The sequence below is a fragment of the Clostridium aciditolerans genome, assembly GCF_016316925.1.
GTDB classification, from domain to species: domain Bacteria; phylum Bacillota; class Clostridia; order Clostridiales; family Clostridiaceae; genus Clostridium_AM; species Clostridium_AM aciditolerans.
This window is the reverse complement of record NZ_JAEEGB010000015.1, coordinates 219,436-232,902: the sequence shown is the minus strand read 5'-3', so window position 1 is coordinate 232,902 and position 13,467 is coordinate 219,436. Positions and strand designations below refer to the sequence as shown.

The 13,467-nt window shown below is 32.2% G+C and carries 10 protein-coding genes and 1 riboswitch; of the genes, 9 read left to right on the top strand and 1 reads right to left on the bottom strand.

What is annotated here, in order from left to right; all coding sequences use genetic code 11:
• From I6U51_RS14520 to I6U51_RS14510, 3 genes are all read left to right on the top strand, one after another.
• Positions 1-1,260 carry an NAD(P)/FAD-dependent oxidoreductase gene (locus tag I6U51_RS14520; RefSeq protein ID WP_211143315.1) on the top strand — a complete coding sequence of 420 codons (1,260 nt, stop codon included), beginning with the start codon at positions 1-3 and terminating at the stop codon, positions 1,258-1,260.
• A gap of 5 nt (positions 1,261-1,265) precedes the next feature.
• A complete protein-coding gene (locus tag I6U51_RS14515) occupies positions 1,266-1,655 on the top strand; it encodes a DUF1667 domain-containing protein (RefSeq protein ID WP_211143337.1) in 390 nt (129 codons plus the stop codon).
• A 657-nt stretch (positions 1,656-2,312) separates the two neighbouring features.
• Complete coding sequence (locus tag I6U51_RS14510) at positions 2,313-2,888, top strand: DUF1836 domain-containing protein (protein WP_211143314.1); 576 nt, start codon at positions 2,313-2,315, stop codon at positions 2,886-2,888.
• Between the two features lie 69 nt (positions 2,889-2,957).
• Here the strand turns inward: I6U51_RS14510 and I6U51_RS14505 are convergent, their stop codons facing one another.
• Positions 2,958-3,587 (bottom strand): RusA family crossover junction endodeoxyribonuclease, encoded by a 630-nt coding sequence (locus I6U51_RS14505; protein WP_211143313.1) that lies wholly within the window; start codon positions 3,585-3,587, stop codon positions 2,958-2,960.
• Between the two features lie 136 nt (positions 3,588-3,723).
• Between I6U51_RS14505 and tsaD the strand changes: the two genes are divergently transcribed.
• The 6 genes from tsaD to I6U51_RS14475 all read left to right on the top strand — a co-directional run bounded on the left by tsaD (position 3,724) and on the right by I6U51_RS14475 (position 13,448).
• Positions 3,724-4,749, top strand: a complete 1,026-nt coding sequence (tsaD, locus tag I6U51_RS14500; protein ID WP_211143312.1) for a tRNA (adenosine(37)-N6)-threonylcarbamoyltransferase complex transferase subunit TsaD — start codon at positions 3,724-3,726, stop codon at positions 4,747-4,749.
• Positions 4,750-4,775: 26 nt separating this feature from the next.
• A riboswitch (cobalamin riboswitch) is annotated at positions 4,776-4,970 on the top strand.
• A gap of 142 nt (positions 4,971-5,112) precedes the next feature.
• Positions 5,113-6,066 (top strand): ABC transporter substrate-binding protein, encoded by a 954-nt coding sequence (locus I6U51_RS14495; protein ID WP_211143311.1) that lies wholly within the window; start codon positions 5,113-5,115, stop codon positions 6,064-6,066.
• Positions 6,067-6,086: 20 nt separating this feature from the next.
• Positions 6,087-7,139 (top strand): FecCD family ABC transporter permease, encoded by a 1,053-nt coding sequence (locus I6U51_RS14490; protein WP_211143310.1) that lies wholly within the window; start codon positions 6,087-6,089, stop codon positions 7,137-7,139.
• On the top strand, positions 7,139-7,948 hold the full coding sequence (locus I6U51_RS14485; RefSeq protein ID WP_211143309.1) for a heme ABC transporter ATP-binding protein: 810 nt from the start codon (positions 7,139-7,141) through the stop codon (positions 7,946-7,948). The genes I6U51_RS14490 and I6U51_RS14485 overlap by 1 nt, the downstream gene beginning before the upstream one ends.
• Before the next feature lie 525 nt (positions 7,949-8,473).
• Positions 8,474-11,911 (top strand): pyruvate carboxylase, encoded by a 3,438-nt coding sequence (locus I6U51_RS14480; protein ID WP_211143308.1) that lies wholly within the window; start codon positions 8,474-8,476, stop codon positions 11,909-11,911.
• Between the two features lie 412 nt (positions 11,912-12,323).
• Positions 12,324-13,448, top strand: a complete 1,125-nt coding sequence (locus I6U51_RS14475) for a M20 metallopeptidase family protein (protein WP_211143307.1) — start codon at positions 12,324-12,326, stop codon at positions 13,446-13,448.
• Positions 13,449-13,467 lie beyond the last annotated feature (19 nt).

The following is a 13,467-nucleotide window of genomic DNA, read 5'->3' as shown; positions in this document are numbered from 1 at the left end:
ATGCAAGAATATGACATAGTAATAATTGGTGGTGGTCCTGCAGGGCTTGCGGCAGCAATTTCAGCTAAAGAAGAGGGAATTGACAACATATTAATACTTGAGAGAGAAAACCAGTTAGGTGGAATATTGAATCAGTGCATCCATAATGGATTTGGACTTCATACTTTCAAGGAGGAGTTAACTGGCCCTGAATACGCTCAAAGATTTATTGATAAAACAATAGAGATGCAGATTCCATATAAATTGAATACTATGGTATTAGATTTAAATGAAAATAAAGTTATTACAGCTGTTAACGAAGAGGACGGAATATTAGAATTAAAAGCTAAGTCTGTTATACTTGCTATGGGATGTAGAGAAAGACCAAGAGGAGCGATAAATATACCGGGAAGCAGATGTGCAGGTATATATACAGCAGGAGCTGCTCAAAAGTTTGTAAATATAGAAGGATATATGCCAGGTAAAGAAGTTGTTATATTAGGTTCGGGAGATATAGGGCTAATAATGGCAAGAAGAATGACACTTGAAGGTGCTAAGGTTAAAGCTGTAGTTGAGCTTATGTCTTATTCAGGTGGACTTAAGAGAAATATTGTTCAGTGTCTTGATGATTTTGATATACCATTAAAGTTAAGTTATACGGTTATAGATATAAAAGGCAAGGAAAGGGTTGAAGGGGTAACTATTGCAGCTGTTGATGAAAATAGAAACCCTATAAAAGGTACAGAGGAATTTATACCTTGTGATACGCTGCTTTTATCTGTAGGACTTCTCCCAGAGAATGAATTATCCAGAACTGCTGATGTTAAGTTATCAACTATAACTGGCGGTCCGGAGGTAGATGAAAGTCTTGAAACAAATATCGAAGGCATTTTTGCTTGTGGTAATGTCCTACATGTTCATGACTTAGTTGACAATGTTACCATTGAAAGCTATAGTGCAGGAAGAAACGCTGCTAAATATGTAAAAGGCACGAGATTTGATGGCAATAAAATAGAGATAGTTGCTACAGGTGGAGTAAGATATACTGTGCCAAAATATGTGAATCCTGAAAATATAGAGAAAAACTTAGAAATAAGATTTAGAGTTGGAGATGTGTTTAAAGATAATTATATATCAGTATATTTTGATGACACTAGAGAGATGCATATAAAGAAAAGAATACTTACTCCAGGAGAAATGGAAACAGTCAAGCTTTCTAAGGATGTAATAAATAAATATCCTGATTGTAGAAAAATTATTATTAAAGTGGAAAAGGAGTAGTGAATATATCTATGAGAGATTTAATATGTATCGGTTGTCCTATAGGTTGCCAGCTTCAAGTTAAATTAGATGGAAAAGAAGTTGTTGAAGTTACAGGGAATACATGCAAAAGAGGCGAAGATTATGCTAAAAAAGAATGCACTAACCCTACAAGAATTGTAACTTCTTCAGTGTATGTTGAAGGCGGAGAAATAGGAGTAGTTCCTGTGAAGACTGAAACAGATATACCAAAGGAAAAAATATTTGATTGCATAAAAGCTTTAAAAGGAATAGTGGTTAAAGCACCTATAAATATTGGAGATATAATAGTTGAGAATATACTAGATACAGGTGTTAATATAGTTGCTACTAGAAAAGTAGATGAGGCTTTAAAAAAAATTAACAAAATAGCATAATGTTTAATGGAGCTGATACGCAGAGAGTTTGTATCAGCTCTTTTAGTTTAATTCATAGTTTAAAAATTTTGCGACGCAATTTTTTTGAGAGGACAGAGGACAATTGACAGAGGACAGTGAAGGAGGATTTTTCTCCGCTTCACTACGAAAAATCTTTAATTATTTATAAGCCGACGTTTGAGATTAGTGAAAGGATGCTCAAAATAGGTTAAAATTTTTATTTCTAAAGGGCTTCGCCCGCAGCCCGAAAGGGCGCACTTATGATGTTAACTTTTTACGTAGAATTTTTAAATTATCTATAAATAAGTTCACTAAAATTTCTTTCTTGAAAAAAGCTTTTTATGGCTTTTCTGCCATTAGTTATGACGCAGTCTGTAATTTGTGTAACCTTTGAATATAGCTCTTAAAGAAACATCTGAAACAGCGTATTGACAAATTGATACAGCCTAACGGCTTGCGACAAAGTCGCATATTGCGGAAAGATAATTAAAGGTTTTCCGTAGTATAACGTAGGAAAAGCATCAATCACTGTCCTCTGTCAATTGTCCTCTATAAAAATAATGCATCGCATTATTTTTATATTGTATAGCCATATAATATAAGATTATAATATATAAAGATAAGTTTATACATAAATATGGAAAGAAGTGTGTTAGGATGGATGAAGAAAGAATATCGAGGCTATTAGATGAAATATGTTCCTTTGAACAGTTGAAGTATTCTAATATACCGGATATAGATTTATATATGGATCAAGTGACCACATTTATAGATGAAAAACTTTCTTATTTAAAAAGAAATGAAAAAGAAGTAACTTTAACTAAGACTATGATAAATAATTACACTAAAGCGGGTATTTTAATGCCTCCTAAAAAAAAGAAATATTCTAGACAGCATATGGTATTAATAATTCTTACATATCATCTAAAACAGATACTATCAATAAATGATATACAAACTCTTTTTTCACCATTGGTAGATATGGCAAAGTCGGGAGAAGATTGTGATGGTAATTTGGTTAGCATATATAATGAGTTTTTAGATATAGAGAAAAAGGAAATTGAAGATTTTAAAAGTACTTTTGATGACATGCTTAATGAAGAAGAAAAACTAGTAGATTGCAATGATAAGGATATAAACAGGCTAATTGTAACTGTATTATCTTTGGTTATTAAATCAACTATACAAAAAAGAATGGCAGAAAAGATAATAGATGAATTTTTTAAAGAATAGGAGTTTCTAAGTATAGATTTAACTTAGAAATCCTATTATATTTTACATATAAGATTATAATAATAGGGGCTAGAACAAATTCTTAAAACAGCTTTTACATATTAAAGTTTTACCTTTGTTAGCGGTAATGCAGTCAGATTTTTTTATAATTTTATTACATATTTCACAGTGAAATATATTATCGTCTGAATTAGATTTACAAGCCTTTGAAGATGAAGGCAATTTTAGTTTTTTGTTTGATGGAGGAGAGTACTCTATTGGATTATCCTTGTTTTCTTTAGGATTTATCTTATAATCAATAGAATAACTGCTTTCTCCAAAAAGTTCTAACTCAAATCTAGGATTTTCTCTATCATAAAATTCCTCTATTATAATTCTTCTTATTTGAGCATCATTTATAATCAGACCACTTTTTTCAATACCATCAAAAATACTTTTTGTAATATTATTAGTATCAGGGTGCCTTTTTTCGCTTTTATAATATACCTTTAATATTGCTATTAAAGATTCAGAAAGTACAACATTAGGATTCTGAGCTCTAGTAGCGTAGGCTATTTCCTCCTCATAAAGAGCATATCTATCATGATATTTTCCAGAGTTAAATGGAAGTATAGCTCTTCCGTTTACATTAAAAAGCTTGAAGTTTGACTTAGATATTGGAGAACCTTTTACTATAACCTTTGCATAATTGTGATTCATAACTTACTCCTTCTATACTGTATACAGCTTGGATTTAATAATAATTATATCATATGCATATAGCATTGATTATAATTTTTGTATAAAGTATAATAATTGTTGGAATTTGTAATAACTAAAAAGTGAGGTAAATTCAATGAGTGAAGATATAAAGATACTTGCTATAGAGACCAGCTGTGATGAAACTTCAGCAGCAGTAGTGGTTAACGGTAGAGAAGTTTTATCAAATATAATATCATCTCAGATAGATATACATACTAAATTTGGAGGAGTTGTGCCAGAAGTGGCTTCACGAAAGCATGTAGAGGCTATAGGATTTGTTGTTCAAGAGGCACTTGACAAGGCAGGAGTTACTTTAGATGAGATAGACGCTATTGGTGTAACTTATGGTCCAGGACTTGTAGGAGCGCTTTTAGTAGGATTACAATATGCTAAGGGATTAGCTTATGCATTAAAGAAACCATTAATAGGTGTTAATCATATAGAAGGGCACATAAGTGCAAACTTTATTCAATATAAAGAATTGAAGCCACCTTTTGTTTGTCTAGTAGTATCTGGAGGTCATACTTTTATAGTATATATGAAGGATTATGGTGAGTTTGAAGTACTAGGGCAAACAAGGGATGATGCTGCAGGAGAGGCTTATGATAAAGTTGCTAGAGCTATTGGACTTGGATATCCTGGAGGTCCTAAAATTGATAAACTATCTAAAGAAGGAAATCCACAGGCTATAAAGTTTCCAAGAGCTAATTTTCATGATGATAAATCTTTAGATTTTTCATTTAGTGGTGTTAAATCTGCGGTACTAAATTACTTAAATCAGATGGAAATGAAGAAAGAAGAGATAAATAAGGCAGATGTAGCTGCATCTTTTCAAAAAGCAGTAGTAGATTTTTTAGTTGATAACGCCATGAAAGCTTGTAAATTAAAAAAGGTCAATAAAATAGCAGTAGCTGGTGGTGTTGCTGCAAATAGCTGTCTTAGAGAGACCTTAATTAGTGCAGGAAGAAAAGATAACATAGATGTATTATTCCCAGAATTTGTACTTTGTACAGATAATGCAGCTATGATAGGAAGCGCTGCTTATTTTGAGTATATGAAGGGAAATGCAGCACCGCTCACTTTAAATGCAATACCAAACTTAAAGTTAGGTGAAAGATAGGCTAATAAGTGGTATACTTATATTAAAGTTAATAATAAATTTTAGGTACTTGTTATATGCTAAAAGCATTAACTAAGTTTAAAAGGGAAATGAGTGTAAATCTCATACGGTCCCGCCACTGTAATGAGGAGTGTATTGACATTTATGTCACTTGGTAACAGGGAAGGCGTCAATACATGATGAATCAGAGTCAGGAGACCTGCCTAAAACTTTTAAGCATTAATAGGCTTACGCGGATAGGCTGGTAGCAGTGGATATTTTTAATTCCAAAGCCGTTATCTGTTTGATAATGGTTTTTTATTTTGGTAAAAAATTTAGTTTTACCTAGACACTTGAATTCAATAAAAATAGGAGGGACATAAAATGTCAAATTTAAAGAAAAACTGTTTACTATTAACTCTCTTTATACTAATTTTCTCTTTAGTTGGTTGTAATAACAAAGATAACTCATTAACTTCAAAAGAAAATAAGGAACAGAATGAAATTGTAAGTAATACAACTTATCCACTTAAAATAAAAGACTCATTTAATAGAGAGGTAACTATAGAAAAAGAGCCTATAAAAATTATATCATTAGCACCTAATATTACAGAAACCATTTATGCACTTGATAAGCAAAAGCTACTTATCGGAAGAACTGACTTTTGTACATACCCAAAAGAGGTAAGTAAGATTCAATCTATAGGGAGCTTAATGGATCCCAATATAGAAAAAATTGTAGAATTAAAACCTGATCTAGTTATAGCTTCTAATCCCTTTACAAAAGAAGACTTAAAAAAACTAGAAGAGGTTAATATAAAGGTTATTGTATTATCAGGAAGCGAAAGTTTTGAAGGTACCTATGATATTATAAAAAACACTGGTAAAGTACTTAATGCAAATCAAAAGGCAGCTGATATTGTTTTAGGAATGAAACAAAAGGTAAAAGATGTACAAGAAAAAGTTAAAGGTAAAAATACCCCTTCAGTATATTATGTAGTAGGTTTTGGAAAAGGCGGAGACTTTACCGCTGGTAAAGATACTTTCATAGGAAAAATGATTGAAATGGCAGGAGGGAAAAATGCAGCAGCTGATACAAATGGTTGGAAATATAGTGTTGAAAAACTTATAGAAAAAAATCCTGAAATACTTATATGCTCAAATAAGTTTGACTCAAAAGAAGGAATTAAAAATACTGAGGGCTATAAGGAGTTAGATGCAGTAAAAAAGAATAAACTTTTTGGAATAGATGAAGATATTATTAACAGACAAGGTCCAAGATTGGCAGATGGTTTAGAAGCGTTGGCAAAAATAATCCACCCTGAAGCCTTTAAATAATGAATGGAAGGAACTTATTTATGAATTTTACTCAAAACAAAAAACATTTTAAGTTAATGTTTTGCGTTTTTATAATTATTTTATTTTTAATCATTATTACAGCAACTACTTTAGGTTCTGCTAATATACCGATTAAAGAGAGCTTATACATTATTTTAAATAAAGTGCCTATAATTAATAAGTTTATATCAATAATTGGGATACCAGAGAACCATAAATTGATTATATTAAAGATAAGATTACCTAGAATAATTTTAGCAGCTCTTGTAGGTATGGGATTATCTACAGTTGGACTATCTTTTCAAGCTATATTTAAAAATCCAATGGCAGACCCATATGTACTTGGTATATCCTCTGGAGCTGCTGTTGGAGCTGCTATTGGGTTTGTATTAGGTTTTGAATCAACTTTTTTAGGGGCATCTGCTATTACCATAACAGCATTTTTAGGATCAATTTTAACAACTGTCTTAGTATATAATATAGCAAGAGTTAAAAATAAAATCCCTACAAATACATTGCTGTTAGCTGGTATATCTGTTAATTTTTTGTTATCCTCATTGCTTTCTATAATTATGGTATTTAATAGGCAGGAAGTTGAAAGAATTGTATTTTGGACTATGGGCAGTGTTAGTTCTGCAAGCTATACTCAAATTCTAGTACTAGTACCATTTTTATTTATTGGTATACTTATAACGCTGTCCTTTTCAAAGGATTTAAATATAATTCTAACAGGTGATGAAACTGCAAAAAGTTTAGGTATAGAGGTTGAAACAATAAAGAAAATACTATTAATTAGTTCTTCCATGATTGTTGCTGCATGTGTATCTGTAAGCGGGATCATAGGATTTGTGGGATTAATTATTCCTCATATAGTAAGAATGCTTCTAGGACCAGACCACAGATCATTACTACCCTTCTCTGTCGTTGCTGGAGCTGCGTTTATGATTATATCAGATACACTCGCAAGAACACTGGCATCTCCTGCTGAAATTCCAGTAGGAGCTATAACTGCTCTGTTTGGTGCTCCTTACTTTATATATCTTTTAATTAAAAATAAAAAGAAGGTGTTATAATGAATGCTGCTAATTTTCCAGTAGTTAAGGTAAAGAATTTATGTTGTAGCTTTGGAGAAAAAGAAATATTGAATAATATTAATATAGACTTCTCTAAGGGTGGTTTTTACAGTATTATAGGCTCTAATGGTTCTGGGAAGACTACATTGTTAAAGAACATAGCTTCATCATTAGCTCCTGATAAGAATACAGTTTTTATAGAAGGTATGGATGTATTAAATTTTAAAAATAAAGCTCTAGCTAAAAAGCTTTCTGTAGTACCTCAAAATACTAGTTTGGATTTTGACTTCTCTGTTTTAGATATTGTTTTAATGGGAAGAAATCCTTACATATCCAGGTTTCAAGACGAATCAAAAGAAGATTATAACATAGCTAAAGAGGCTATGAAAATGACAAGTACTTGGGAGCTTAAAGATAAATGTATAAACCAATTAAGCGGTGGAGAGCAGCAGAGAGTTATTATAGCAAGAGCGCTAGCGCAGGATACAGATATTATATTATTGGATGAGCCAATATCTCATTTAGATATATATCACCAAGTTGAAATATTAGATACCATCAAATCCATAAATAAAAAAGTAACTGTTATTGCTGTACTTCATGATTTAAATTTAGCAGCACAATATAGTGATTATTTGGTACTTATAAACAAAGGTTCAATTGTAGCACTAGGTACCCCAGAAGAAGTGCTTACAGAAGAAAATATAAGGAAAGTTTACAACATAAACATATGTATAATAAATAATCCTGTAACTGGTAAGCCGCATATAATACCCATTACTAAGACAAGTGATAAAGTGTCACTATAAGAGACAGTTTGTTTATATTCTGTTTAATATTTTTGTAAGCTTTCTAGTCATATTCAAGTAAATAATAAGCCAGTATGATAGTCTATTTTGCGTCATACTGGCTTATTATTTATTTTCATGTAACTTAATTGAACTAGCATAATATTATACATTAAATGGCTAAAAAACACAGGTTATATAGAGTATGCTAAATAGTATATAATATACTCTATTTACAAAACAAAGAGTATGCTATATAATAATGAATATATTAATTTGCTTCCAGAAAAACGAAAAAATTTCATTCCTAATTTTACCTAAAATTTATCATTGCCTATTGAGTTTGATTTATCAACATGTTAAGATGATAAGGTGAATTTAAAAGAAAAGACATATCAAGACAAAATGCAAGTAAAAATATTTTGCAATTGCAATTGAAATAATCTTGATGCTTATATATAATATTATTATCGTGATAAATATTTATAATAAATATATTAATAAATATGCAACAATTATTATTATTATAAAAAGGGGCTGAGGTATTTGGTTAAAAAATTTAAGAGAGTTCTTGTGGCTAACAGAGGAGAAATTGCAATAAGAATCTTTAGAGCTTGTCAAGAACTTGGTATAAGAACAGTTGCTATTTATTCTGATGAGGACAAACGTTCTCTTTTCAGAACAAAGGCTGACGAAGCTTATTTAATAGGAAAGAACAGGGGGCCTGTTGAAGCCTACTTAAATATTGATGAAATAATAAACCTTGCACTAAAAAAGGGTGTTGATGCGATACATCCTGGATATGGATTCTTATCAGAAAATCCTGAGTTTGCAAGAAAATGTGAACAGGCTGGTATTGAGTTTATAGGACCAACTGCAGAAATGATGGAAAAACTTGGGGATAAAATTAAATCAAAAATTGTAGCTAAAAATGCAGGTGTTGCAACTATCCCAGGTGTAGAAAAGCCAATTCAATCTGAAGAAGAAGCTTTGGAGTTTGCAAAGGTATGTGGATATCCGGTTATGGTAAAAGCTGCTGCTGGCGGTGGCGGAAGAGGTATGAGAATTGTTGCTAAGGAAGAAGATCTTATTCAGTCATATAGAAGTGCTAAAAATGAAGCACAAAAAGCTTTTGGTATAGACGATATATTTATTGAAAAATATCTTGAAAAGCCAAAGCATATAGAGGTTCAAGTTCTTGGGGATAAGCATGGCAATATTGTTCATCTTTATGAAAGAGATTGTTCTATCCAAAGAAGACATCAAAAGGTTATAGAAATTACTCCTGCCATTTCTCTTTCAGATGAAAAAAGAAATGAAATATGTCAGGATGCATTAAAAATAGCTAAATCTGTTGGATACAGAAGTGCAGGAACACTAGAATTCCTTGTAGATAAAAAAGGAGATCATTATTTTATAGAAATGAATCCAAGAATACAGGTTGAACACACTGTAACAGAAATGACTACAGGCATAGATATTGTACAAAGTCAGATATTAGTAGCTCAAGGCTATGATTTAAGTTCGAAGGAGCTAGGAATTGGTACACAAGAAGATATAAAACCTAGAGGGTATGCTATTCAGTGTAGAATAACTACAGAAGATCCTTCAAACAGTTTTGCACCTGATACAGGAAGAATTGATGTATATAGAACTGGTTCAGGTTTTGGTATAAGATTAGACGGAGGTAATGGATTTACTGGAGCAGTTATAAGTCCTTACTATGATAGTCTTTTAGTTAAAACTACATCTTGGTCAAGAACTTTCCAAGATGCAATAAGAAAATCTATACGTTCTGTAAAGGAAACTACCATATCAGGAGTTAAAACAAATGTTGACTTCTTAATAAATGTTTTAAATCATGAAAAGTTTGCAAAGGGCGAATGTGATACTAACTTTATTGCTGATAACCCAGAGCTAGTTGATATATCACCAAAAGCAGATGAAGAGTTAAGAATTCTCAAGTTCATTGGAGAAAAAGTTGTCAATGAAACTCATGGACAGAAGACAGAATTTGATGTACCAGTAGTTCCAAAGATAACTGCTAATGAGCCATTAAGAGGTACAAAACAAATATTGGATGAGCAAGGTCCAGAAGGTCTTGTAAAATGGATTAAATCTCAAAATAAATTATTGTTAACTGATACAACAATGAGAGACGCTCATCAATCACTAATGGCTACTAGAATAAGAACAAGGGATATGGTTAAGATTGCGAAGGCTCAATCCGCTCTTGGGAAAGATTTGTTCTCCATGGAAATGTGGGGAGGAGCAACTTTTGACGTTGCATACAGATTCCTAAAAGAGTCACCGTGGGAAAGACTTCAGGAATTAAGAAACAGAGTACCTAATGTATTGTTCCAAATGCTTATAAGAGGAGCTAATGCAGTAGGATATAAAAATTATCCAGACAATGTAATAAGAGAATTTATAAAAGAATCAGCACAGTCTGGAATAGATGTATTTAGAATATTTGACTCATTAAACTGGTTAAAGGGAATGGAAGTAGCTATAGACGAAGTAATAAAACAAGGAAAAGTTGCAGAAGCTTGCATGTGCTATACAGGAGATATTTTAGATACTGACAGAGATAAATATACTTTAGAATACTATATAAATATGGCTAAAGAAATTGAAAAGACTGGTGCGCATATCCTTGGAATAAAAGATATGTCAGCTTTATTAAAGCCATATGCAGCGCTTAAGCTTATAAGAGCATTAAAGAATGAAATATCTATTCCGATACACCTTCATACTCATGATACAACAGGAAACGGTGTAGCAACAGTTCTCATGGCTGCACATGCTGGAGTAGATATTGTTGATACTGCATTCAATAGTATGTCAGGTTTAACAAGCCAACCTGCATTGAACTCTGTAGTAGCAGCTCTTGAAAATACAGAAAGAGATACAGGAATTAATGTAGATGACATACAAAAGTTATCAGATTACTGGAGTGCAGTGAGACCTGTTTATAGTGGATTTGAATCAGGATTAAAAACAGGCAGTGCAGAAATATATAAATATGAAATACCAGGTGGACAATATTCAAATCTTAAACAGCAAGTTGAAAGCTTTGGATTAGGACATAGATATGATGACATAAAAGATATGTATAGAAAGGTTAACTATATGGTTGGAGATATAGTTAAGGTTACTCCGTCTTCAAAGATGGTTGGAGACTTAGCTATATTCATGGTACAAAATGATTTAACTCCTGAAAATATATATGAAAAGGCGAAAAACATGACATTCCCAGATTCCATCGTGGCATATTTCAAAGGAATGATGGGTCAGCCTATGGGTGGATTCCCAGAAGAGCTTCAAAAATTAGTTTTAAAGGGAGAAGAACCTATTGTATGTAGACCAGGAGAATTACTTCCACCTGAAGACTTTGATAAGATAGAAAAACATTTAGTTGAGAAGTTAAAAATTACTCCTACTAAAAAGGATATAATAAGCCATGCGCTATATCCAGACGTATTTGAAGGATATTTAAAATATACTAAAGAATATGGTGACTTAAGCCGTATGGGAAGTGATATATTCTTCCATGGTCTATATGAAGGAGAAACTTGTGAAATAGAAATAGCAGATGGAAAAACATTTATTGTTCAAATGCTTGAAATAGGTAAGCTTGATTCACAAGGGTATAGAACAGTTGTATTTGAAGTTAACGGAAATAGAAGAGAAGTAAAAATAAAAGATAAGGTTAGTGCTTCTAGAGGTGCTATTTACGAAGAATCAGTAACTATGGCAGATCCTGATAATAATATGGAAATAGGAGCAAGTATCCCGGGAAATATAATAAAGGTGCTTGTAAAAGAAGGCGATACCGTAAAAGAAGGAGAAAGCCTAATCGTAATTGAAGCAATGAAGATGGAGACTAATATAGTAGCGACCGTTTCAGGAACAGTTGAAACTGTACTAGCGAAAGAAGGAAAACAGGCTAAGTCTGGAGAACTTTTAATTAAGCTAAAATAAAAAAATTTTTATTGGAAACTCTACCTTGTAATGAGGTAGAGTTTTTTAAAGTATAGGGTACTAGGCCGAAAGTTAAGTTATACTCCAGTCTATATTTCAAAGCTTCAGTCCGTTAAAAACTTTTAGTCAGTCTAAAGCTTGAGTTTTAGACGACCTAAGAACTTAGATAAACTCGCTCCGCTCAGTCGGACCAACTTATCAATTACCATTGATAAGTCGCTCGTGAAAAGCCATTTAGGCTTTTCACCAGTATCTAAGATTCTAAGGTTGTCTTAAAACCCTTCACTAAGACTGACACAAAGTTTTTAAATCTACCTTCAGCTTTTGAAACATAGCCTTTCGTATAACTTAACTTTCTAGTTAGGGTCCCTATAAGATTAAATAATTCTACTTACGATGAGGAGGATATTTTATGAAGCTAAAAGAGATTATTAGAAATAATATGGAAGATATAATAAAGCTAAGGGAAAAGCTTTCTGATAATGCTGAGTTATCATTTCAGGAGTTTAAGACTAGCAAAATAGTAAAAGATTATTTAGAAAAGTTGGATATACAGACGCAAACTGTATTCAATACTGGTGTAGTTGGAGTATTAAATAGTGGAGATAGTTGTATAGCTATAAGGGCAGATATGGATGGACTTCCAGTGAACGGAGTTAGTCACGCTTGTGGTCATGATTATCATATGGCTGTGGCATTAGGTTGTGCTTTGGTACTAAAAGAAATAGGTTTCAAAAAGTGCGTAAAATTCATATTTCAACCGGCGGAGGAGGATACTGGTGGAGCAGCACCTATGATTAAAGAAGGGGTACTCAAAAGTCCTGATGTAGCATATATTATAGGATTTCACATATGGCCTAATGTGGAAGTTGGGAAAATAGAAGTTACTTCGGGGCCATCAATGGGATCAGTAGATGATTTTTATATAACCTTTAATGGAAAAGGTGGGCATGCAGCTATGCCGAATTTGTGTAAAAATCCTATATATCCATCAATAGATTTTATTCAAAGTATGAATACAAAAATTCATACAGAAAATAACCCTTTAAATTCATGTGTCCTCACATTTTCATCAATGAATGTTGGAAATGCTCCTAATGTAATTGCAGATTGCGCTAACCTATCAGGAACCTTTAGAACCTTTGATAATGAACTAAGAGCTAAAATAAAAGAAGACATAAAAAGCCTATCATCTCTTTGCGCAAAGAAATATAATTGTGAGGTTGATGTGAGAATTAAAGATGGATACCCACCTGTAGTAAGTGATAAAGTACTTACAGATAAATTTATTAGTGCCTCTAAGTCAATACTTGGAGAAGAAAATGTTCTTGGTTTAGAAAAAACCTTTGCTGCAGAAGACTTTGCTTTCTTTGCAGAAAAAATACCTTCTGTGCACTTTAGATTAGGGATATATGATGGATGTAGAGGGAAAAGCCCTTTACATGCTACTGATTTCGATGCTTCAGATGAGGCTTTATATTATGGAATTTACACTACAGTAAACTTTATACTATCAATGGAAAATGAGCTTACTTAAATTTTATAATTAGTAATGG

Excerpts from the sequence above, each read along its gene's own strand:
- I6U51_RS14520 (WP_211143315.1), top strand. The coding sequence starts at position 1 with ATGCAAGAATATGACATAGTAATAATTGGTGGTGGTCCTGCAGGGCTT.
- I6U51_RS14510 (WP_211143314.1), top strand. The coding sequence starts at position 2,313 with ATGGATGAAGAAAGAATATCGAGGCTATTAGATGAAATATGTTCCTTT.
- I6U51_RS14505 (WP_211143313.1), bottom strand. The coding sequence starts at position 3,587 with ATGAATCACAATTATGCAAAGGTTATAGTAAAAGGTTCTCCAATATCT.
- tsaD (WP_211143312.1), top strand. The coding sequence starts at position 3,724 with ATGAGTGAAGATATAAAGATACTTGCTATAGAGACCAGCTGTGATGAA.
- I6U51_RS14495 (WP_211143311.1), top strand. The coding sequence starts at position 5,113 with ATGTCAAATTTAAAGAAAAACTGTTTACTATTAACTCTCTTTATACTA.
- I6U51_RS14490 (WP_211143310.1), top strand. The coding sequence starts at position 6,087 with ATGAATTTTACTCAAAACAAAAAACATTTTAAGTTAATGTTTTGCGTT.
- I6U51_RS14485 (WP_211143309.1), top strand. The coding sequence starts at position 7,139 with ATGAATGCTGCTAATTTTCCAGTAGTTAAGGTAAAGAATTTATGTTGT.
- I6U51_RS14475 (WP_211143307.1), top strand. The coding sequence starts at position 12,324 with ATGAAGCTAAAAGAGATTATTAGAAATAATATGGAAGATATAATAAAG.